The following is a 21,919-nucleotide window of genomic DNA, read 5'->3' as shown; positions in this document are numbered from 1 at the left end:
CGTGGTCACTTCACCAGCAGCGGCGTCGGATCGACAGCCCTCTTCAGCATCCCCTGGTCACGCATGAGCCGGGTGAGCCGGCGCAGCTGGGCCGGGTCGGCGGTCACCGGGTAGGTGGGCAGGTGGAGCTTCTCGGCCTGCTCCGCGGTCACCTTGGAGTACTTCGGCAGCTCGGCGCGTACCGCGTCCGGGTTCTCGGCGGCGAGCCGGGAGGCCGCCTCGATGGCGCGCCGGAAGCCCGCCGCGGCCTTCGGGTGCTTCTCGACGAAGTCGCGCGTGGTGACGTACCCGCTGGCGGGCAGGCCGCGCGCCGGACCCGATCCGCCGTCCAGCAGCACCCGCGCACCCAACTCGCCCTGGATCGCGGTGCTGAAGGGCTCGACGGCGTGTACGGCGTCCACCTGCCCCTTCTCCAGAGCGGGGCCCATCTGGGGGAAGAGGATCTGCCGGTAGGCGGGCCGGCCGGCGCCCCGGCTGTCGAGGATCGCGTTCAGCGTCAGGGACTGGATGTTGTTGAGGACGGCGACCGCGACCTTCTTGCCCGCGAGGTCGGCGGGCGTCCTGAGCGCCGAGTCCCCGGGCACGAGGACGTCCATCATGTGCGGGGCGATCCGGACGCCCTCGGCGAGGATGCGGAGGTCCAGGGTGCCCTTCTCGTACGCCTGGAAGTAGGTCACGTAGTTCGCGCTCGCGATCACGCCGACCTGGCCCTTGAGCAGCGCGGGCAGCGCCTGGATGCTCTGCTGCACCTGCTGGACGCGGACGTCCAGGCCCTCCTTGGCGAACAGCCCCCGGTCCCGGGCGAGATAGAGGGCGGCCGAGTCGGTGAGCGGCAGCGCCGCCACGGTCAGCCGCTCCCGCCCGTCGTCGGACGACGATCCCGCGCTGTCGCAGCCCGCGAGGACCAGGGCCGCCGCGGCCAGGAGGGCGGCGAGGCGTTGCGTTCCCGATCGTGATGGTGATCGACGTAAGGCCATACCGGCATGCCTACCCTTGATTTGTCATGATCGCTACATGTTGGGCACCGTTTCGGAGGCCGGACGGCGCATCACGCGGGCGGACCGGCGATGCGCAGGGCCGCCGCGGGGGCCGGCGCCGCGTCGGCGGTCTCGCCGGTGGCGTCCGTCCACCAGTCGGCACCGTCCTCGATGTAGCGCAGCAGCACGCCCTCGCGGATCGCCCAGGGGCAGACGACGGCGCGGGGCAGGCCCATGAGCTTCAGCGCCGTGTACCCGACGACCGCTCCGGCCAGGCTCTGGGCGGCGCGCGGCGCGGAGATGCCGGGCAACTGGGCGCGTTCGGCGGCGGGCAGCGCGGCGAGCGCGCGCACCGCCTCACGCAGGTCCCCGCTGGCCAACTCCCGTGCCACGAACGGGCCGTACCGCCCCGGCGCCGCCCCGCACAGCCGGGCCAGCTGCTGGAACGTACGGGAGGTGACGGCCGCCGTGCGCGGACGCTCCCAGCGGATCCGCGCGGCCACGTCCCGCAGTTCATGACGGATGCGGCGGCGCAGCTCCTTCAGCTCGGCCGGACCGGGCGGGTCCTGGACGCCCAGATGCTCCTGGGTCAGCCGGTTCGCGCCGAGCGGCAGGGACACGGCGAAGCCGGGCAGCCGTCCCCGGCCGAAGGCCACCTCCAGCGAGCCACCGCCGATGTCGAGCAGCGCCAGGGGTCCCGCCTTCCAGCCCAGCCAGCGGCGGGCCGCCAGGAAGGTCAGCTCGGCCTCCGTCTCACCGGGCAGCGTGTACATGCGGATCCCGGTCCCGGACGCCACCCGCTGCAGCACCTCATGGCGGTTCGGGGCGGCACGGACCACCGCCGTGGCGAAGGCCAGCGGGCCCGCCGCATGCCATGTCCGGGCCGTGGCGCCCGCCGCGGCCACCGCCTTGACCAGTCGCTCCACCGCCTCGTCGGCGATGGTGCCGTCCGGGCCCACCTGTTCGGAAAGGCGCAGCTTCCACTTGACGGTGTGCACCGGCAGCGGAACGCCACCCTCCACATCTGCGATCACCAACCGGACCGTGTTCGACCCCGCATCCACCACGCTCACCCGCATGGCCGGGGGAGTACCCACTCCATCGGCGACCACCCTTCGCACGGGGGGCGTGCCGGTGCACGGCGCTCCCGGCACGCGCCCCGGGACCGGGTCGCGCGGCGGTCCGACGCGGAGGAGCTGCGCGGGGCGCACGGGCTGGGCGCGGGACGGCGCCTGCTCCTGCGGCGCTGCCTCGCGGCTCGGGCGGGTGGCTGCTCTTGCGGTGGTGGGTGCGTGTGGCGTCCGTCTTGGCCCCGGTGGGTGGCTGTTCCTCCGGCGGTGCGCGCACACGACGTCCGCCTCGGCTCCGGCCGGCACCTGTCGCTGCGGTGGCGCGCACATCACTTCCTCCTGGGCGCGGGGGAGGAGCGCCCGTTCCTCCGGCAGGTATCTGGCCCCCACACCGCACCCACTCCGGCGCCGGCCCGCGCAGCCGCGCCGCGGTGAGCCCATGGCAGCGGCTCCTCCGGGCATCCGGGGCTGACCGTCCGCCCTGTCCGGATCTCGGTCCTCGCAGTCCCGCCGGCCCCCACGCTGCCGTTAGATGGTCTTGACGACTGCCGGCGCGGAGAGGCGGCTGATGACCGGAGCGGATGCGATGAGGGTGCTGGTGATCGGCGGTGGCATCGCGGGGACCGCGGCCGCGCTGGGGCTGCACAAGGCCGGTTTCGACGTCACCGTGTTCGAGGCACACCCGGACACGGCAGAGGACATCGGCGCCTTCCTGACCCTGGCGAGCAACGGCATGCGCGCGCTGGCCGAGCTGGACGCCACGGACGCGGTCACCGCCATCGGTTTTCCGCTGACTTCGCTGCGGCTGCTCGACAGCGAGGGTGCCGAGGTGATGCACGGACCGCTCGGCGAAAGCGAGGACCCCGCCCTGCGCTACCGCTGCCTGCGCCGCGGCGAGCTGAACGCGGCCCTGCAGGGCGAGGCGGTCCGGCGCGGCATCCGACTGCGCCACGGAGCCCGTCTGGTGTCGGTGACGGACGGCCCGGACGAGGTCACCGCCCGCTTCGCCGACGGTACGACGGCCACCGGAGACCTGCTCATCGGCGCCGACGGACTGAACTCGACCGTACGCCGCCTGGTCCTGCCCGAGGTACGGCCCGTGTACGCCGGACAGCGGGTCTACTACGGGTACACCGGCACCGCGCCCGTGTCCGGCCCGGACGGCGCCATCACCATGGTGCGGGGCAGCGGCACCGCCTTCGGCTACGCGGTGTCGCCGGCGGGCGAGACGTACTGGTTCGCCCGCGCCGGTGGCGACCCGCTGCCCGTCGGGGCGCCCGCCGAGCCGTCGGCCGTGCTGCGCGAGCAACTGCTGACGCTGCTACGGAAGGACGCCACCCCGGCCGCAGGCCTGGTCGAGGCATCCGCCGGCGCCATCATGGTCACCAACGCCACGGAGCTGCCGCTCGGCACCGGTTGGCACGCCGGGCGGGTCCTGCTCGTCGGCGACGCGGCCCACGCGGCCTCCCCGGCGACCGGCCAGGGTGCCTCGATGGCCCTGGAGGACGCCGTCGTCCTGGCCAAGGCGCTGCGCGACCTGCCCGGCCCGGCGGCTGCGTTCGCCGGGTACGAGCGGCACCGCCGGCCTCGGGTGGAGCACAACATCAGCGTCAGCGGCGGCCTCTCCCGCGGCACCCGAACCCCGTCCCGCCCGGCCCCCGTCATGGCCCGGCCCGCCGAGCCGGACGAGCGGCTCATCGGCCAACTCGCCTGGGACGTCCCGCTGTCCGCCGCCCCACCCGAGCCACGCTGAACCGGGACCTGCTCGCAGACCGATCGCACCGGCGGTCGCCGAGACGCCTCAACCGCCGGGCCGACATGTACAGTTCTGCTCCGCGGTCGCACGGACGGTTGCCGGAGGGGATGGGTCATGTTCGCCGTGATCTACAGGTGGCGGTTGCACGAAGGCAAGGAGCAGCAGTTCGCAGCCGGCTGGCATCGCGTGACCGAGGCGATGCACCAGCACTGCGGCAGCTACGGATCACGCCTGCACCAAGCCGATGACGGCACCTGGGTGGCCTACGCACGGTGGCCGGACGCCGAAACGCGCGACGGGTGCCCGGACGTCGATCCCGAGGGAGAAGCCATGATGCGTGAGGCGATCGCCGAACACCTCCCCTCGATCCGGTGCCAAGTGATGGACGACCTTCTCGCGGAACCGCGCGCTCAGGTCACGTCCGAAGTCATGACTCCGTCGCCGGGGACTCCCACCTGATCTCGCCTTCGTGCCAGTGACCGGTGGGAGCCAGGCCGGCAGCGGTGGCCACGGCAGCGGACGCGTGGTGCTCCGGGTGAATGTGGGCGCGGATCAGCCGCACATCGTGCTCCCGCAGCCAGGCAGCCAGTCCCCGTGCCGCCTCGGCGGCGATCCCGCGCCGTTGCCACGGAGTCCCGACCACCCAGGCGACCTCCGCCGCACACCCGCGTTCCGCGGCAGTGAGCGTCGCCTGCACCGTCCCGGCGAGGCAGTTCTCCCCGCGGACCCGGATCACCCAGTTCCACCATGTCTGCGAGGGGTCGGGGGAGCCGGCCACCAGGCGTTCGTAGCGTGAACGCAACGCCGGTGCGGAGAGCGGGACACCGCCGATGAAGGCATGGAGAGCCGGGTCGGAGAGCACCTCGGCCATCTCGCCCGCGTGCTCCACGGCGAGCGGCACGAGGCTCAGCCTCTCGGTCTCGATGGCTTCGATCTTCATGGCGTCCATGCTGCCACCTGTGCTGTGGTGCATGCGCGCGCGAAAGTGCAAGAGGCGGAGCACGGGAGTCCATTGCCGGGGCCGCGCCGGGGCCGGATCGTTCCGTGGAACCGGCCCTTCGGCAACTAGGAGCACCCGTGCGACTGTTGAGCAGAGCGGGCGGCGCCGTGGTCGCGGCTGCCGCCCTGGTCCTGGGCAGCGGCACCGCGTCCCCCGCCCGGTCGGCCTCCCCCGGCGACGCCGGCTACACGGTGACCGTGGGGACCCCGGTACCGTTCACCCACCCCACGGACACCCCCGCCACCCCGTACCTCGACCGGGACGGCACCTTCCACTACCAGCAGTCCGCCGCGCTCTACGGCGCCGGCGACCCGCGGGTCTGGGACTTCTACACCGGCAAGGACTTCGACACCGCCACCTACGACCGGACGCTGAGCGAGGCGGTCGACCCGGCCAACCCCGCCGACCGCAACGACGACACCACCTGGCGGTGCAACAACAGCCCCACCGGACGGGAGGCGACGTACGCGCCGAGCGGCTCGGGCTACGCGCAGAAGAACTACTGCGACCTGTCCGGGGTGTGGGTCGACCCCGACACCGGTGACTGGTACGGCCTGGTGCACAACGAGTTCACCCCGCGGCCCTTCGGCGACGGACTGCACTACGACGCCATCGACTACGCCGTCTCCACCGACCGGGGCCGCACCTGGACCATAAGAGACCATGTGATCACCTCGCCGTACAGCACTGAGCGAGGGGACACCACGGCCTTCCCGCACCAGACGTACTCCTACGGCGACGGCGACCAGCGCCTGTTCGTCGACACCGCCTCCGGCTACTTCTACGTCTATTACGGCTCCCGGATCATCGACAAGAGCGGTGGCTGGAAGGCGTTCTACGAACACGTGGCACGCGCCCCGATCTCCGCCAAGATGGACCCCGGCTCCTGGCGCAAGTGGTACGACGGCGCCTGGTCCCAGCCCGGCGCCGGTGGCCGGGAGAGCAACATCGTCCCCGTCGACGCGAGCCACCCCACCGGCTATACCCCCGTCTCCGCCGAGTACGACCCGGCCAACACCGGTACTGCCGCCGAGCAGATCGCGGCCGGCACGATGCCCCCGACCTCGCCGCTGTTCGTCATGAACATCGCCTACGACGCCCATCTGGGCCGCTACATCGGCACACCGCAGGCCGTCGACCAGAGCGGCGACTCACCGCAGTACCTGTACGCCACCGACGATCTGGCCACGCAGAAGTGGGAACTCATCGGTGACACCGGTGACTACACCACCGCCTCCTGGTACCGCTGGTTCCTGGACCGCGCCGGCCGCACCGGCTCCGCGGTCGTCGGCAGGACCTTCCGCGCCTACTGCTCCTTCGGCTGCTCCCACGACGCCTCCGGCGAGTACGTCGACCTCACCGTCGACTCCGCCCGGCCCGCCGCCCCGCCCGTGGACACCGGCCGCGACTACCGCGTCGCCGCCGGCTCGGGCCGGATCCTCGCCCAGGCGTCCAGTGGCTCCACCGTCACCTCGGTGGCACGATCCACCCGCTCCGCCCGCGCGTCCTGGTCCTTCGCGCCCATGGGCGACGGCGCCTTCACCCTCACCAACGCGGCGACCGGCCGGCTGCTCGGCGTCGACTCCGCGAGGACGGCCGGCCGCGCCTGGGGCGCCAAGCCCGCGGCCACCACGGCCCGGGCCGGCGGACCGACCGTCGGACAGCAGTGGTTCGTGATCCCGAGCGCCTCCGGCGACGGCACCTACCGCCTGGTCAACCGCTACAGCGGCCTCGCCCTCGCCCTCTCCGTGACCTCCGGCCGGCTCGCCGAGACCACACCGCCGCGGACCTGGACCGACACCGGCCGCAGTCCCGTCGGCGACGGACGCACCGCGGCCGAACAGACCCTGACCTTCACCCCGGCCGTGGCCTAGCAGGACGCGGCCGGGCCCTGGCAGGCCCGATCGCCGCCGGTCGGGCGACCTCCCCTATCCTGCGGTCATGTCGATCACCAACGGGGAGTCCGACGCCCAGCTGGCCGTGACCGCGGCCCAGGCGGGTGCGGCTGTGGTGCGTGAGCTGTACGGACGGCGGCTGGACCGCTACGAGAAGACCGCCGGCGACTTCGCTACGGCAGCGGACCTCGCCGCCGAGCGAGCCATCCTGGACGTCCTGCGCGCCGCCCGCCCCGAGGACGCGGTGACGGCCGAGGAGAGCGGACGCACCGGCGCCGCCGGAGCCCGCCGCCGCTGGCTGGTCGACCCGCTGTGCGGCACCCTCAACTACGCGGTGCACACCATGCTCGTCGGCGTGAACGTCGCGCTGCGGGTGGGCCCGGAGGTGACCGCGGCGGCGACGGCCGATCCGTTCAGCGGCGAGGTGTTCTGGACCGACGGCGAGCGGGCCCGGGTCCGCCGGGACGGCGACGACGAGGAGCTGACGCCCGCGGCCGGGTCCGCGCTGGTGGACGTCAACCTCGACCCGCCGTTCCCGAACGCGCCCGGTTTCCAGGCGGTCCGCCTGCTCGCCGACCCGGGCTTCGCGGAGCGGTTCCGGCCCCGGGTGATCTCCAGCACCCTCGCGGTGGCCTGGGTCGCCGCCGGGCGCCGGGCCGCCTATGTCACCGACGGCCACCTGGCCGACAGCGTGCACTTCGCCGCGGGCATCGCACTGTGCCGGGCGGCCGGCTGTACGGTGACCGGCCTGTACGGCGAGCCGCTGCACACCGGCGCCGGCGGGCTGATCGCGGCGGCCGACGCCGAGACACACGCCGCCCTGCTGGAACTGGTCAAGAACCGGACGCCACCGGCGCGTTGACCCGAGGCGGTTGAAGGAACTGATGTCCGAAGGCTTGTGGCCCGCTTGGTTCATCACTTAAATCAAAACATGAACTAAGCCGTGGGGTCAGGAGTTTCGATGCCCCACTGTCCTCTGGAGCCGCCGCATGAGACTGAGATCCCTGGGCGTCGCGCTGGCCGCCACAGCCGCGTTGATCGCCCTGCCCACCGCACACCCCTCGGCCACCGCGGCCGAAACCCCCTTGTCCCAGGGGAAGACGGCCACCGCGTCGTCACAGGAGAACGGCGGCACCGCCGCCGCCCAGGCCGTCGACGGCGACACCGGGACCCGCTGGTCCTCCGCCGCGAGCGACGACCAGTGGCTCCGGGTCGACCTGGGCAGCACCGCCACCGTCACGCAGGTGGTCCTGAACTGGGAGACCGCCTACGGCAAGGACTACAAGGTCCAGATATCCGCGGACGGGACCACCTGGACCGACCTCAAGTCCGTCACCGGCTCCGACGGCGGCGTCGACACGCTCGACGTGTCCGGCCAGGGCCGCTATGTCCGGATGCTCGGCGTGCACCGGGCCACCTCATGGGGCTACTCCCTCTGGGAGTTCCAGGTGTTCGGCAGCACGGACGGCGGTCGGACGGGCTGCGGAACGGCCAACGCCGCCCAGGGCAGGCCCGCCACCGCCTCCTCCATCGAGAACGCCGACACGCCCGCCTCCGCCGCGTTCGACGGCAACACCGCGACCCGCTGGTCCAGCCGGGCCGCCGACCCGCAGTGGCTCCAGGTGGACCTCGGCGCCGTCCGGCACCTGTGCGAGGTCGACCTGAACTGGGAGGCCGCCTACGCCAAGGACTTCCAGATCCAGGCATCCTCCGACGGGCAGAGCTGGAGCACCCTGAAGAGCATCACCGGGGCGAGCGGCGGCACGGCGTCGTACGACGTCAGCGGCTCCGGCCGGTACGTCCGGATCAACGGCACCGCCCGCGGCACCGGCTACGGCTACTCCCTGTGGGAGGTCGCCGTGCACACCGGCAGCACCGGCGAACCGCCGATCGAGGGCGGCGGCGACCTCGGCCCGAACGTCATCGTCGTCGACCCCTCCACGCCCGACCTCCAGCAGAAGTTCGACGACGTCTTCGCCCGGCAGGAATCCGCCCAGTTCGGCACCGGCCGCTACCAGTTCCTCCTCAAGCCCGGCACCTACAACGGCATCAACGCCCAGCTCGGCTTCTACACCTCGATCTCCGGCCTCGGCCTGAACCCCGACGACACCCGGATCAACGGCGACATCACCGTGGACGCGGGCTGGTTCAACGGCAACGCCACCCAGAACTTCTGGCGTTCGGCGGAGAACCTCGCCCTCAAGCCCGTCAGCGGCACCGACCGCTGGGCCGTCGCCCAGGCCGCGCCGTTCCGCCGCATCCATGTCCAAGGCGGCCTCGACCTGGCCCCCAACGGCTACGGCTGGGCCTCCGGCGGCTACATCGCGGACTCGAAGATCGACGGCACGGTGGGCCCGTACTCCCAGCAGCAGTGGTACACCCGGGACAGCTCGGTCGGCGGATGGACCAACGGCGTGTGGAACATGACCTTCTCCGGCGTCCAGGGCGCCCCGGCCACCGACTTCGACACCGGCCCGTACACCACCCTGGACAACACCCCCGTCTCCCGCGAGAAGCCGTTCCTCTACCTGGACGGCTCGACCTACAAGGTGTTCGTCCCCGCCAAGCGCACGAACGCCCGGGGCGTCTCCTGGCCCGCGAACGCGGGTACGTCCATCCCGCTCGACCGGTTCTACGTCGTCAAGCCGGGCGCCACGGCCGCCACCATCAACGCGGCCCTCGACCAGGGCCTCAACCTGTTGTTCACCCCCGGCGTCCACCACCTCGACCAGACCATCGACGTCACCCGGGCCGACACCGTCGTCCTGGGCCTCGGCCTCGCCACACTGGTACCGGACAACGGCATCGACGCCATGCACGTCGCCGACGTCGACGGCGTGCGGCTCGCCGGGTTCCTGATCGACGCGGGCCCGGTCAACTCCGACACACTGCTGCGCATCGGCACCCCCGGCTCCTCCGCCGACCACTCCGCCGACCCCACCACCATGCAGGACGTGTTCGTCCGCATCGGCGGCGCCGGACCCGGCCTCGCCACCAACTCCGTGGTCGTGAACAGCGACGACGTCGTCATCGACCACACCTGGATCTGGCGCGCCGACCACGGCGACGGGGTCGGCTGGGACACCAACCGCGCCGACCACGGCCTGCGCGTCAACGGCGACGACGTCCTGGCCACCGGCCTGTTCGTCGAGCACTTCAACAAGTACGACGTGTACTGGAGCGGAGAACGCGGCCGGACGATCTTCTTCCAGAACGAGAAGGCGTACGACGCCCCGAACGCCGCGGCCGTCACGCACGACGGCATCGTCGGCTACGCGGCCTACAAGGTCGCCGACACCGTCACCACCCACGAGGCGTGGGGCCTGGGCAGCTACTGCAACTACACGGCCGATCCGTCGATCGTCCAGGCACACGGCTTCCAGGTGCCGGAGACCAGCGGCATCAAGATGCACGACCTGCTGGTGATCTCCCTCGGCGGCAAGGGCCAGTACGCGCACGTCGTGAACAACACCGGCGCACCCACCTCCGGGACCAGCACGGTCCCGTCCAAGGTGACGTCCTTCCCGTAGCCGACCCCGCGTCCCGTACGGAGCCCCGCTCCGCACGGGACGCGGCCCAGTCGCCTGCCAGGGTCTCGTGTCAGGCCCGGCGGTGGGTGTCCCGGACGGGTCAGGTGGCGCACCGCCGCTGCGGAGCGCGGCCGCTGGCGGAGCGGTCGCACCACCCGCGAGTCGCCAGGGCCCGAGGCAACGTGGTGCTGTCCGCGCTCAGGCCCCGGGCCGGGCGCGCCGTGCCGGGCCGGGGTGCCACCCGAACGGCCCCCTGCCCCGGCACCGCGTGTTTGCGCGCGCGGGCGGTCAGGAGGGGGGGTGCGGCGCCGATCGGAGAGGGCGGTGGGCCTGGACGGCTTCGGTCGCTGCCTGCCGGGCGTGCCCATGACCGGTCCGTTCCGAACTGCGTCGGCCGGTGCCAGCGCCTAGGGTGGCCTGTGCGGGCGGCCGGGTGTGCGCCTGTTCCGGGTCAAGAAGCCGGCCCTGCTGACGAAAGGGTCCTCGGTAGGGGGCGCTTGGCCCGGCCGGCGGTCCCCGGGTCCGGACCAGTGCGTCCGGCGGGCCTGCCGTCCCGGCAACTCGATACGAGACGGCCCGACTTCACCCCGACCGGGAAATCCCCGTGATGACCGGTTTCGGACGCCCCGGCCCGGGGACCCCGGTACGGAAGCCGCCGACCCCACCCGCCCGTGCCGGAACCGCCCCGTGACCAGCTAAGGAATTGGTATCGATGAGCGAGACGAACCCTCTGAAGCGCGCGGCGGACAAGGTGGCGGACGCCCTGCAGGGCGGACCCGCGGGCCCGGAGGACGGCATCCCCGGCAAGCCGGGGCCGAAGTCACCGCCGGTCGCCGAGCCGACCGACCCCCATGAGCCGTATCCGCCCAAGCCCGACCAGACCGGCCCGGACACCGTCTCGCCGACCGGGCAGCCGACCGGCGCCGACCAGGCGCGGATGGCACAGAGCGGCAGCTATCTGACCAACGCCCAGGGCACCCGGCTCCCCGACACCGACCACTCCCTCAAGGCGGGACCGCGCGGCCCGGTGCTCCTGCAGGACCACCATCTGCGCGAGAAGGTGATGCACTTCGACCACGAGCGCATCCCCGAACGGGTGGTGCACGCTCGCGGCGCCGGAGCGCACGGCGTGTTCCGCAGCTACGGCACCGCGGCGAACGTGACGAAGGCCGCGTTCCTCGCCGAGGACATCGAGACACCGGTCTTCGTCCGCTTCTCCACCGTGCTCGGCTCCCGGGGCTCCGCCGACACGGTCCGCGACACCCGGGGCTTCGCGACGAAGTTCTACACCAGCGAGGGCGTCTTCGACCTGGTCGGCAACAACATCCCGGTGTTCTTCATCCAGGACGCGATCAAGTTCCCGGACGTCATCCACGCCGGCAAACCGCACCCGGACCGCGAGATCCCCCAGGCGCAGAGCGCCCACGACACCTTCTGGGACTTCGTGACCCTGCACACCGAGGCCACCCACCACACCCTCTGGAACATGTCCGACCGGGGCATCCCGCGCTCGTTCCGCACGATGGAGGGCTTCGGCATCCACACCTTCCGCCTGGTCAACGCCGCCGGCGAGACGACCCTGGTGAAGTTCCACTGGAAGCCGAAGCTGGGCGTGCACTCCCTGGTGTGGGAGGAGGCGCAGATCATCAACGGCGTCGACCCGGACTTCCACCGCCGGGACCTCGCCGACGCCATCGAGGCGGGCGCCTACCCGGAGTGGGAGTTCGGCATCCAGACCTTCCCCGACACCCCCGACCAGACCTTCGAGGGCATCGACCTGCTGGACCCGACGAACATCGTCCCCGAGGAGCTGGCCCCCGTGCAGCGGATCGGGCTGCTCACCCTCGACCGCAACCCGTCGAACTTCTTCGCCGAGACCGAGCAGGTCGCCTTCCACCCCGGCCACCTCGTCCCCGGCATCGACATCACCGACGACCCGCTGCTCGCCGGGCGCCTGTTCTCCTACCTGGACACCCAGATCACCAGGCTGGCCGGACCCAACTTCGCGCAGATCCCGATCAACCGCCCGCACGCACCCGTCAACGACATGACGCGCGACGGCTTCCACCAGTCGGCCGTGCACCGGGGCGTGGCCCCCTACCGCCCCAACTCCCTCGACGGCGGCTGCCCGTTCACCGCCGGTGCCGACGCCGGCGCCTTCGTGGAAGTGCCCCTACGGGTGCCGGAGGCGACCAAGGTGCGCGAGGCACCCGCGTCGTTCGACGACCACTTCAGCCAGCCGCGCCGGTTCTGGCTCAGCATGAGCCCGCCCGAGCGCGAGCACATCATCGGCGCCTACACCTTCGAACTCGCCAAGTGCTACGAGCAGGCCGTCCGGGAGCGGGCGCTGCGGGTCCTGGCGAACATCGACCCGGAGCTGTGCGCGGGCGTCGCCGCCGGCCTCGGCCTGCCCGCCCCCGAGGCCACCGTGCCCCTCGCCGACGTGGCGCCCAGCCCCGCCCTCTCCCAGATCGGGCGCACCTGGCCCACCGAGGGCCGGGTCATCGGCATCGTCACCGGCCCCGACGGCGACCTCGACGGCGTACGGGCCGTACGCCAGGAGATACTCGACGGCGGCATGGTCCCGCTCGTCGTCGCCCCGGCCGCCGGCACCCTCGGCGACGGCTCCGACGCCCTGGCCGTGCAGCGGACCTACGCCACCGCACGCTCCGTGGAGTTCGACGCGCTGCTGGTGGCCGGCACCCCCGGGGTCGGTACCGACGCGTACGGCGCCCGCGACGCCAAGGCGGGCCAGCCCAGCGTCCACCAGGCCACCCCGGACCCACGGGTGGGGCTGCTGCTGACCGAGGCGTACCGGCACGGGAAGGCCATCGGCGCCGCCAAGGGCGGAGAGGCCGCGCTGGAGGCGGCCGGCATCCCGCTCGACGTGCCCGGTGTGATCGCCGGCGACACCGCCACCACCGTCCTGGAGGAGCTCACCCGGCTGCTCGGCGCCCACCGGGTCTGGGAACGCTTCCCGTCCGCCGCCTGAACAGCCGACCGAGGGAAGCCGGGCCGGGGTGCTGTCCGAACGGCCTACCCGGAGAGGCGGACCACGCATGCCCCCGCTCTGATGGAAGCGTTCCGACGCCTACCAGTGAGGGCAGCTCATGCGACTTCGCAGCATCACCACGACAACCGTACTCACCGGGGTTCTCGCACTGACCGGCGCGGCGAGCGCCTTCGCGGCAGACCCGGCCCCAGCCGTCGCCGTGGCCGTCCCGGGTGTCGTCTCCGGCAACGTCATCGAGGTACCGATCGGGATCCTGTCCCATGTGTGCGGCAACAACATCAACGTCGTCGGAGTGCTGAACGTGACCCTCGGCAACACCTGCGTCTCGTAGTGACGCCCCTCGTGCGCCGGCCCCCGCGACCGGGACCGGCGCACGGCCGTTCACACGATGGAGGCCCCGGACGGGGCTCAGCCGCTCGTCGGAGCCGGGGCCGGCCGGCGGCGGCGCAGCAGCAGTCGGCGTGCCGGGCGCTCCACACCCTCGTACAGGGCCCAGGACAGGGCGAGCGACACGGTGAACGCGGCCGTGGTGACGGCGGCCCCCGCGAGCAGGCCGAAGTGCGGCTTCCTGCCCAGCAGGTCCGTCGCGGCGCGCAGCACCAGCAGGTGGATCATGTAGAAGGCGAAGGACAGCTCGCCGAGCCGCACCATCCGGCGGTGCCGCCACAGCGACGGCAGCCCGTGCAGGTCGGCGACCGCCGCCGCGGGGATGAGCAGGGCGAACCCGGCGAGCGTGCACACGGTGGCGGAGTAGCCGGGCGTGACCTGCGGAACCAGGAAGTAGCCGATGATCGCCAGGGCGAGCGACGCCTCCAGGCCGGGTCCGCGCCAGCGGCCGAGCAGCACCAGCCGCGCGGTGACGGCGCCGAGCACGAACTCGGGCAGCCGCGCGGCGGGGAACGAGTAGATCGACTGGGTCCACCAGTGATGGGCATCGGTCCAGGCCAGCACCAGGACCGCCGCCGCCGACAGCCCGCCCAGCGCGGTCGAGCCGCGCGCCCCGAGCCGGCGCAGCACCAGGATCAGCAGCGGGAAGGCGGCGTAGAAGAAGGCCTCACAGGCCAGGGACCAGCTGACCGGGTTCAGCGTCTGCCACCACGGGTGCCACCAGGAGTGCAGCAGCATGGTGTTCGCCACGGCCTGTTTCGCCGTCGGCCGCGCCTGGTGCGCCAGCGTGTACGACATGACGAACGCGACGGCGAGGGTGACCAGGTGCACCGGGTAGATCCGCGCGATGCGCCGCCGCCAGAAGGCGAGGGCGCGGTCGTGGGGCCGGGCCGACCAGGTCAGGACGAATCCGGACAGCACGAAGAAGAACGACACTCCGGTGGCGCCGGCGCCGAAGCCCCAGAACATGAGGCGGCCACCTCTGCCACCGAAGTAGCCGAAGTTGTTCACATGCAGTCCGAACACCAGCAGCGCCGCCATCCAGCGCAGCCCGGTGAGGGACGGCAGGGAGGGCAGGGCGCCCGGTGGGGAGACCCCGGTGGCAGCCGCGCCGGTCCGGGTGGGCGGCGTCCGGAGCGCCCGGGTCGTCGCCGTGGTCATCACATCACCTGCCGCAGGAGGGTCGCGTGGGGCATGACGGGGAACGTTGCCCGTCCACCCCCGGTCCATCACGTCGCGTGGCAAACATCACACTGCTGCCGAACGACGGACCGCCGCCTATGCCACGGACGGCGGGACCGGGTGCACCCGCACGAGTGATGACGCTCACCGCGGTGACGGGCGCACCCGGCGCTCCGCCGGCGGGCCGGCTCCTTGCGGATCCGGTCCAGCATGGACGCCGAGGACTCGCGGGCCCGCTCCTCCCGGGCGAACACGCAGGCGGTGGCCACACCGCCGAGGGCGAGGGCGTACGGCAGGTCATGCGGTACCTCGTGGAACTCGGCCACCGCAGGATCGTGCACCTCGACGGCGGACGCGGCCCCGGCTCGGCCGAGCGCCGGCGCGCCTGCCGGGCCGCGATGCGCCGCAACGGACTGCAGGCCGAGCAGCGGGTCGTCCCCGGCGACCGCACCGAGCGGTCCGGCGTCGAGGCGGGCCGGCTCCTGCTCGCCGAACGGGACGCCGGCACGCCCCTGCCGGCGGCCGTCCTCGCGGGCAACGACCGCAGTGCCATGGGCCTGTTGATGGCGGTCCGCTTCGCCGTCCAGCGCCCGGAGAAACCGGAACTGGAGCCCAGGGAGGTGGAGTTGGATCCCAAGCAGGTGGTCCGCGGGACGACGGGACCGCCGCCGGCCTGACCCGGTCAGGCCGCGGCGCCCTGGCGCTCCAGGGCCTCGATCAGCTCCTCGCGCGTCATCTTCGAACGGCCCGGCACGCCCGCGTCGCTCGCCCGCTCGTACAGCTCCGCCTTCGACAGGGACGCCAGGTCCTCGGCCTCCTTCCGGCGCGCGGGCCGCTTCCCGCCGCCGCCCTTACGGCCCCGGGACCGGCTCTCCTCGACGCTGCGGTTGAGCACCTCCATGAGGTCGATGACGTTGGTCGCCTCCGGCGGCTCCGGCTCGCCGACGACCTCCTCGCCCTTCCGCTTCGCGGCGACGAGCCGCTTGACCCGTTCCTCGTAGGTGTCGCGGTAGTCGCGGGGATCCCAGTCGATGGTGAGGGCGTCGATCAGCTGCTCGGCCGTCCGCAGCTCCTTGCTGTCCGTCCGGGTGCGCCGCTCCGGCAGCTGGTCGACCACCCTGGCGGGGTCGCGTACCTCGTCGGCCCAGTGCAGGGTGTGCAGGACGAGGACGCCCGGTTGCGCGCGCAACGCGGTCAGGTACTCCTTGCCGCGCATGGTGAGCGTGGCGATCCCGGCCTTGTCCGCACGCTCCAGTGCCGCCCGCATCAGCTCGTACACCTTCACGTACTCCTTGCCGCGCGGGCCGACGTAGTACGTGCGGTCGAAGTAGACGGGCTCGACCTGGTGGAGGTCGACGAACCCGGCCAGGTCGATCACCTTCGACCGCCCGGGCGCGATCTCCTCCAGCTCCTCCGGTTCCACGACCACGTACTCGCCCTCCTCCAGCTCGTAGCCCTTGACGATGCGGTCGCTGTCGACCTCCTTGCCGGTGCGCTCGTTGACCCGCTTGTTGCGGATCCGGTCCGAGGTGCCGCGCTGGAGCTGGTGGAAGTGCACGGTGTGGTCCTCGGTGGCGGTGTACAGCCCCACGGGCAGGGTGACCAGCCCGAAGGTCAGGACCCCGGTCCAGATCGGTCTCGCCATGGCTCCTCGCCTCCTGTCCCGCCGCTAACCGGCGGCCTGCCGTTCCAGCCGCGCGGCGGCCGTCTCCGCCCGGCGCCGGGCCTCCCGGACGGCCCGGTCGGCCCGCCGGGCCCGCTCCCGCGCGTCCTGTTCGGCGGACCGTGCCCGCCGCTGCTCCTCCTCCGCGTGCCGCAGCCGCTTGTGCAGGTCACGGACCTGCTCCTCCGTCTCGGTCAGCCGGGCGCCGGCCTCCTGTGCCGCCCGTCGGGCGTCGTCGGCCTCCGCGTCCCGCGCGCGCAGCTCCCGCTCGGCCTCCGCCTTCCGTGCGCGCAGCTCCCGCTCGGCCTCGCGGGCCTCGGCCAGGCGCCGGCGGTGTTCCTCGTCCCGCCTGCGGTCCTTGCCGTCCTCGGAGCCTCTGCGGTCTTCGCGGCTCTTGCCTTCTTCGCGGTCCTTGCCGTTCTCGCGGTCCTTGCGCCGGGCAGGTCTCTTCGGCGCGGCCGGGGGCCGACGGCTTAGCAGGGCCTCGTCGGCCACCGGGAAGCCGGCCGTCGAGCCGAGCGGTTTCACCAGCCGGCCCGCCGCCCACTCCCGGGCGGCCTCCGGATCGGCGAGCACGGCGTGCAGGGTCTCCTCGACCTCGCGCTGGACGCCGTCGCCCACCTGATGCCCGGCCTGTGCGGCCAGCTTCCGGGCCTGCCGGCCCAGGGTGCCGATCACCTCGTTCTGCCGCCGGGCCAGCTTGCGCAGCTGCGCCCCGTCCAGTTCCCGGTGCGCGCGGCGCAGCTCCTCGCCGAGGCCGAGCAGCGGCTCGACCTCCTCCGGCCGGTGGCGTACCAGCAGATTGCTGACCCAGGCGGCCAGGCTCGGCCGCCGCAGCGCGCCGATCTGCTTCGCGAGGGCCTGATCTCCGGCCTCGCGGGCGTCCAGGGCACGGCGGTCGCGGGCGGCCACGAACTCCTCCGGCCGCAGCCCGTACAGCTCGTCGGCGACGGCGTCCAGGTCCACCAGGGTCCCTCTCTCGACGGCCACCTCGATGACGGAGTCCGAGTTTCTCACTCCGGGGGGTTCATGTGCCTTTTGTGGCTGTTCGAGAAGGGGGTGTGCCGCGACTTTCGGCGGCGGATTCCCGCCCTTCGGGCCCGCCTTCTAGACCGTCGGCGGACGGCGCCGGTGCGGCCGGCACCGGCAGGGTGATCGTATGCAGAGGACCAAGGGGATCAAACGCGCACAGTTCCTGGCCGGCATGGCGTCCGCGGGGCTGGCCGCCGCAGCGCTGCCGGCGGGCCGTGCCCGGGCGGCGGAAGGCGGTGCGGGGCAGGCCCGCACCGCGGGGCGCGGACTGCGCCACCACGGGGTCGTGTACACCGTGGGCGAGGGGGAGACGCCGGGTACGGCCTTCAGCACGGCCCGGATGCGGAAGGACATCCGGGTCATCCGTGACGAGCTGTACGCCGACACCGTCGACGTGACGGGTGACGGCGTGGAGCGCCTCACGGCCACCGCCGCCGAGGCGGCCGAACGGGGGCTGCGGGTCTGGCTCCAGCCGACCCTCGGCGACGTCCCGGAGCGGGACATCCTGGAGCACCTCGCCGAGACCGGCCGGTTCGCGGAGCGACTGCGCCGGCAGGGCGCCGCCGTGGACCTCGGCGTGGGCTGCGAGTTCTGGCTGTTCGTACCCGGCATCGTCCCGGGCGACGACGTCTTCGAGCGCATCCGGAACCTGCTCGCCGGCACGGTGGACCCCGTCGCGATGCAGCGCCGCCTGGACCGTTTCACGGCGAAGGCCGCCGCGGTCGGCCGGTCCGTCTTCCACGGCCGGCTGAGCTACGCCGCCGCCCAGGACGACCACGTCGACTGGCGCCTCTTCGACATCGTGGGCATCGACTACTACTCGTACTTCCCCCACAAGGCCGACTACGTACGGCAGTTGAACCGCTACCTGCGGTGGGGCAAGCCACTGGCCATCACCGAGTTCGGCACCTGCGCCTACGTCGGGGCGCCCGAGACCGCCGGCATGGGCTGGGACGTCGTCGACCGTGACAAGCAGGAGATCAAGGGCGACCTGGTCCGCAGCGAACGCACCCAGGCGACGTACCTCACCCAGCTCCTCGACGCGTTCTCCTCGATGGACCTGTACGCGGCGATGGCCTTCGAGTTCGTCACCCCCGACGCCCCGCACCGGCCGGGCGACCCGCGCCACGACCTCGACCTGGCGAGCTACGCCCTCACCAAGACGATCAAGGACCGCCCGGACGACCCCGCCTCCGGCTGGCACTGGGAGCCGAAGGAGGCATTCCACGCCCTGGCCCGCCGCTACCGGTCCGCGCGAACGGGCCGCCCGCACGCCCACTGACCCGGACCCGGGCGGCGGGCCCCGGGGGAGGGTGACCTCCCGGCTCGCCGCCGTGAGGGGGCGCGCAACCGTCACCGCAGCCGGCGTGCACACGCACGCCGGCTCACCCGTTCGGAGGGCGGTCCGGCTCGCCGTGTAACTGTCGCCGATCCATGGCCGGATGATGCGGGCGGGCCGGACCGCCCCGACAGCCGGCGCAAACCCGGGAGCAAACGCTCGGGCGGACCGGCAGACGGATCCGCACCGGCGCGCGCAGCTGGACGCCGGGCGACGACACACGGCCAAAATTGCATCCTTCGTTTTCTTGAACCACTCGTGTTTCTGACGGTAGGTTCGCCCTCATGACCGCCTCCCCGACCCCGACCACCGCCGAGGAGCTCCGCGGTGCCGGCCTGCGCGTGACGGCGGCCCGCGTCGCGCTGCTGGAGACCGTCCGGGACGGCGACCACCTCGGCGTCGAGGCGATCGCCTCCGGAGTCCGCGATCGCGTAGGCCATATCTCCCTGCAAGCCGTCTACGAGGCGCTTCACGCGCTGACCGCCGCGGGTCTCGTGCGCCGCATCGAGCCGGCCGGTCACCCGGCCCGGTTCGAGGGGCGCGTGGGCGACAACCACCATCACATCGTGTGCCGGTCGTGCGGTGCCGTTGCCGACGTCGACTGCGCCGTCGGCGACGCGCCCTGCCTGACCGCCTCCGACGACCGCGGCTTCGCCATCGACGAGGCCGAGGTCGTGTATTGGGGCCTGTGCCCCGACTGTTCCACCGGCCACAGTTCCTGAGCACCGAGTTCCGCACAGTTCGGAAGGATTGCCATGACTGAGAACCATGACGCGAACGTCGCAGACGCGAATGCGGAGGGAGCCGGCGGCTGCCCCGTCGCCCATGGCCGCGCCGCGCACCCGACCCAGGGCGGGGGCAACCGCCAGTGGTGGCCGGAGCGGCTCAACCTGAAGATCCTTGCCAAGAACCCGGCCGTGGCCAACCCGCTCGGCGAGGACTTCGACTACACCGAGGCCTTCAACTCCCTTGACCTCGCCGCGGTGAAGCGCGACATCGCCGAGGTGCTCACCACCTCGCAGGACTGGTGGCCCGCCGACTTCGGCAACTACGGCCCGCTCATGATCCGTATGGCCTGGCACAGCGCCGGTACGTACCGCATCAGCGACGGTCGCGGTGGCGCAGGCGGCGGACAGCAGCGCTTCGCCCCGCTGAACAGCTGGCCGGACAACGTGAGCCTGGACAAGGCCCGCCGTCTGCTGTGGCCGGTGAAGAAGAAATACGGCCAGAGCATCTCCTGGGCCGACCTGCTGGTCCTCACGGGCAATGTGGCGCTGGAGACGATGGGCTTCAAGACCTTCGGCTTCGCCGGCGGCCGGGTCGACGAGTGGGAGCCCGACGAGGACGTCTACTGGGGCCCCGAGACCGTCTGGCTGGACGACCAGCGCTACACCGGTGAGCGCGAGCTGGAGAACCCGCTGGCCGCGGTCCAGATGGGTCTGATCTACGTCAACCCCGAGGGCCCGAACGGCAACCCGGACCCGATCGCCGCGGCCCGCGACATCCGCGAGACGTTCCGCCGCATGGCGATGAACGACGAGGAGACCGTCGCCCTCATCGCCGGTGGCCACACCTTCGGCAAGACCCACGGCGCCGGCCCGGCGGACAGCGTCGGCGCGGACCCCGAGGCCGCCCCGCTGGAGCAGATGGGCCTCGGCTGGAAGAGCACCCACGGCACGGGCGTCGGCAAGGACGCCATCACCAGCGGCCTGGAGGTCATCTGGACCGACACGCCGACCCAGTGGGGCAACGGGTTCTTCAAGAACCTCTTCGAGTACGAGTACGAGCTGACCAAGAGCCCGGCCGGCGCCCACCAGTGGGTGGCCAAGGACGCTCCGGAGATCATCCCGGACGCGTTCGACCCGGAGAAGAAGCACCGCCCGCGGATGCTCACCACCGACCTCTCGCTGCGCTTCGACCCGATTTACGAGCCGATCTCCCGGCGCTTCTACGAGCACCCCGAGGAGTTCGCGGACGCGTTCGCCCGCGCCTGGTACAAGCTGACGCACCGTGACATGGGCCCGATCGCCCGCTACCTCGGCCCGGAGGTCCCCAGCGAGGAGCTGCTCTGGCAGGACCCGCTGCCGCAGCGCACCGGTGAGCTGATCGACGCCGCGGACGTCGCCTCCCTCAAGGAGGAGATCCTCGGCTCGGGCCTCACGGTCCCGCAGCTCGTCTCCGCCGCGTGGGCCGCGGCCTCCTCCTACCGCAACAGCGACAAGCGGGGCGGCGCCAACGGCGGCCGTATCCGCCTGGAGCCGCAGCGGAACTGGGAGGTCAACAACCCGGACCAGCTGGCTCAGGTGCTGCGCACCCTGGAGGGCATCCAGGAGTCCTTCAACGCCAAGGGCGCCAAGCAGGTCTCGCTGGCCGACCTGGTCGTGCTCGCGGGCTCCGCGGCCGTCGAGAAGGCGGCCGAGGACGGCGGCGTCGCGGTCGAGGTGCCGTTCACGCCGGGCCGTGTCGACGCCTCGCAGGAGCAGACGGACGTCGAGTCGTTCGCCGCGCTGGAGCCGACCGCCGACGGCTTCCGCAACTACGTCGGCAAGGGCAACCGCCTGCCGGCCGAGTTCCTGCTGGTCGACAAGGCGAACCTGCTCAACCTGAGCGCGCCCGAGCTGACCGTCCTCGTCGGTGGCCTGCGCGTCCTCGGCGCCAACTACAACGGCTCCAAGCACGGCGTCCTCACCGACCGGCCGGGCACGCTGACGAACGACTTCTTCGTCAACCTGCTCGACCTGGACACGGAGTGGAAGTCGACGTCCCCCGCGCAGGACGAGTTCGAGGCCCGTGACGCCTCCGGTGCCGTCAAGTGGACCGGTACCCGTGCCGACCTGGTCTTCGGCTCGAACTCCGAGCTGCGTGCCGTCGCCGAGGTGTACGCCAGCGACGACGCGAAGGAGAAGTTCGTGAAGGACTTCGTCGCCGCGTGGGTCAAGATCATGAACGCGGACCGGTTCGACCTCGTCTGATCCGGCTCGCCCGCACCACGGACCTCCGCCGCCGGCGGCCTCCAGCTGCCCGCCGTGGACCGGGTGCACCGCACCATCGACGGCTATCTGCGCTACGCCGAAC

General features: G+C 72.4%; 16 protein-coding genes and 3 pseudogenes. 12 read left to right on the top strand and 7 right to left on the bottom strand.

The window, feature by feature from the left end:
- Positions 1-5 precede the first annotated feature (5 nt).
- Positions 6-977, bottom strand: coding sequence for an ABC transporter substrate-binding protein (locus tag ABZ937_RS39670; RefSeq protein WP_361699700.1), 972 nt, complete (start codon positions 975-977; stop codon positions 6-8).
- Positions 978-1,048: 71 nt separating this feature from the next.
- Positions 1,049-2,056, bottom strand: a complete 1,008-nt coding sequence (locus ABZ937_RS39665) for a Ppx/GppA family phosphatase (protein ID WP_361699698.1) — start codon at positions 2,054-2,056, stop codon at positions 1,049-1,051.
- A 559-nt stretch (positions 2,057-2,615) separates the two neighbouring features.
- Between ABZ937_RS39665 and ABZ937_RS39660 the strand changes: the two genes are divergently transcribed.
- Together ABZ937_RS39660 and ABZ937_RS39655 are read left to right on the top strand one after the other, a co-directional pair.
- Positions 2,616-3,800, top strand: coding sequence for an NAD(P)/FAD-dependent oxidoreductase (locus ABZ937_RS39660; protein ID WP_361699696.1), 1,185 nt, complete (start codon positions 2,616-2,618; stop codon positions 3,798-3,800).
- 117 nt (positions 3,801-3,917) lie between these two features.
- Positions 3,918-4,262, top strand: coding sequence for an antibiotic biosynthesis monooxygenase (locus ABZ937_RS39655; RefSeq protein WP_361699694.1), 345 nt, complete (start codon positions 3,918-3,920; stop codon positions 4,260-4,262).
- Here the strand turns inward: ABZ937_RS39655 and ABZ937_RS39650 are convergent.
- On the bottom strand, positions 4,231-4,752 hold the full coding sequence (locus tag ABZ937_RS39650) for a GNAT family N-acetyltransferase (RefSeq protein WP_361699692.1): 522 nt from the start codon (positions 4,750-4,752) through the stop codon (positions 4,231-4,233). The genes ABZ937_RS39655 and ABZ937_RS39650 overlap by 32 nt on opposite strands.
- A gap of 128 nt (positions 4,753-4,880) precedes the next feature.
- Here ABZ937_RS39650 and ABZ937_RS39645 point away from each other — a divergent pair, with 128 nt between their 5' ends.
- The 5 genes from ABZ937_RS39645 to ABZ937_RS39625 all read left to right on the top strand — a co-directional run bounded on the left by ABZ937_RS39645 (position 4,881) and on the right by ABZ937_RS39625 (position 13,572).
- The gene (locus ABZ937_RS39645) at positions 4,881-6,677 is read left to right on the top strand and encodes an RICIN domain-containing protein (RefSeq protein WP_361699690.1); all 1,797 of its coding nucleotides are present in this window, start codon (positions 4,881-4,883) and stop codon (positions 6,675-6,677) included.
- A 67-nt stretch (positions 6,678-6,744) separates the two neighbouring features.
- Complete coding sequence (locus ABZ937_RS39640) at positions 6,745-7,560, top strand: inositol monophosphatase family protein (RefSeq protein WP_361699688.1); 816 nt, start codon at positions 6,745-6,747, stop codon at positions 7,558-7,560.
- A 127-nt stretch (positions 7,561-7,687) separates the two neighbouring features.
- Positions 7,688-10,228, top strand: coding sequence for a discoidin domain-containing protein (locus ABZ937_RS39635; protein ID WP_361699686.1), 2,541 nt, complete (start codon positions 7,688-7,690; stop codon positions 10,226-10,228).
- 712 nt (positions 10,229-10,940) lie between these two features.
- The gene (locus ABZ937_RS39630; protein WP_361699684.1) at positions 10,941-13,220 is read left to right on the top strand and encodes a catalase; all 2,280 of its coding nucleotides are present in this window, start codon (positions 10,941-10,943) and stop codon (positions 13,218-13,220) included.
- A gap of 118 nt (positions 13,221-13,338) precedes the next feature.
- Entirely contained in the window at positions 13,339-13,572 is a 234-nt protein-coding gene (locus tag ABZ937_RS39625) for a chaplin (RefSeq protein ID WP_361699682.1), read from the top strand.
- A 77-nt stretch (positions 13,573-13,649) separates the two neighbouring features.
- On the opposite strand, the gene ABZ937_RS39620 is transcribed toward ABZ937_RS39625, so the two are convergent.
- Together ABZ937_RS39620 and ABZ937_RS39615 are read right to left on the bottom strand one after the other, a co-directional pair.
- Entirely contained in the window at positions 13,650-14,789 is a 1,140-nt protein-coding gene (locus ABZ937_RS39620; protein ID WP_361699681.1) for an acyltransferase, read from the bottom strand.
- Between the two features lie 203 nt (positions 14,790-14,992).
- Positions 14,993-15,082, bottom strand: a pseudogene (locus ABZ937_RS39615) (sugar phosphate isomerase/epimerase); the annotation flags it as partial.
- Between ABZ937_RS39615 and ABZ937_RS39610 the strand changes: the two are divergent.
- A pseudogene (locus tag ABZ937_RS39610) lies at positions 15,077-15,487 on the top strand (substrate-binding domain-containing protein); the annotation flags it as partial. The pseudogenes ABZ937_RS39615 and ABZ937_RS39610 sit on opposite strands and share 6 nt — an antisense overlap.
- A gap of 5 nt (positions 15,488-15,492) precedes the next feature.
- On the opposite strand, the gene ABZ937_RS39605 reads toward ABZ937_RS39610, so the two are convergent.
- Together ABZ937_RS39605 and ABZ937_RS39600 are read right to left on the bottom strand one after the other, a co-directional pair.
- Complete coding sequence (locus tag ABZ937_RS39605; protein WP_361699679.1) at positions 15,493-16,455, bottom strand: Ku protein; 963 nt, start codon at positions 16,453-16,455, stop codon at positions 15,493-15,495.
- Positions 16,456-16,479: 24 nt separating this feature from the next.
- Positions 16,480-17,490 carry a hypothetical protein gene (locus tag ABZ937_RS39600; RefSeq protein ID WP_361699677.1) on the bottom strand — a complete coding sequence of 337 codons (1,011 nt, stop codon included), beginning with the start codon at positions 17,488-17,490 and terminating at the stop codon, positions 16,480-16,482.
- 142 nt (positions 17,491-17,632) lie between these two features.
- On the opposite strand from ABZ937_RS39600, the gene ABZ937_RS39595 reads away from it, so the two are divergent.
- The 4 genes and pseudogenes from ABZ937_RS39595 to ABZ937_RS39580 all read left to right on the top strand — a co-directional run.
- The gene (locus ABZ937_RS39595; RefSeq protein ID WP_361699675.1) at positions 17,633-18,787 is read left to right on the top strand and encodes an abortive phage infection protein; all 1,155 of its coding nucleotides are present in this window, start codon (positions 17,633-17,635) and stop codon (positions 18,785-18,787) included.
- A 341-nt stretch (positions 18,788-19,128) separates the two neighbouring features.
- Complete coding sequence (locus ABZ937_RS39590; RefSeq protein ID WP_361699673.1) at positions 19,129-19,566, top strand: Fur family transcriptional regulator; 438 nt, start codon at positions 19,129-19,131, stop codon at positions 19,564-19,566.
- 33 nt (positions 19,567-19,599) lie between these two features.
- Complete coding sequence (gene katG / locus ABZ937_RS39585) at positions 19,600-21,816, top strand: catalase/peroxidase HPI (protein WP_361699671.1); 2,217 nt, start codon at positions 19,600-19,602, stop codon at positions 21,814-21,816.
- Positions 21,817-21,837: 21 nt separating this feature from the next.
- A pseudogene (locus ABZ937_RS39580) lies at positions 21,838-21,919 on the top strand (TetR family transcriptional regulator); the annotation flags it as partial.

Source organism: Streptomyces sp. NPDC046727 (genome assembly GCF_040645635.1).
Lineage (GTDB): Bacteria > Actinomycetota > Actinomycetes > Streptomycetales > Streptomycetaceae > Streptomyces.
The sequence above is the reverse complement of the archived record's forward strand: the minus strand, read 5'-3'. Positions and strand labels throughout refer to the sequence as shown.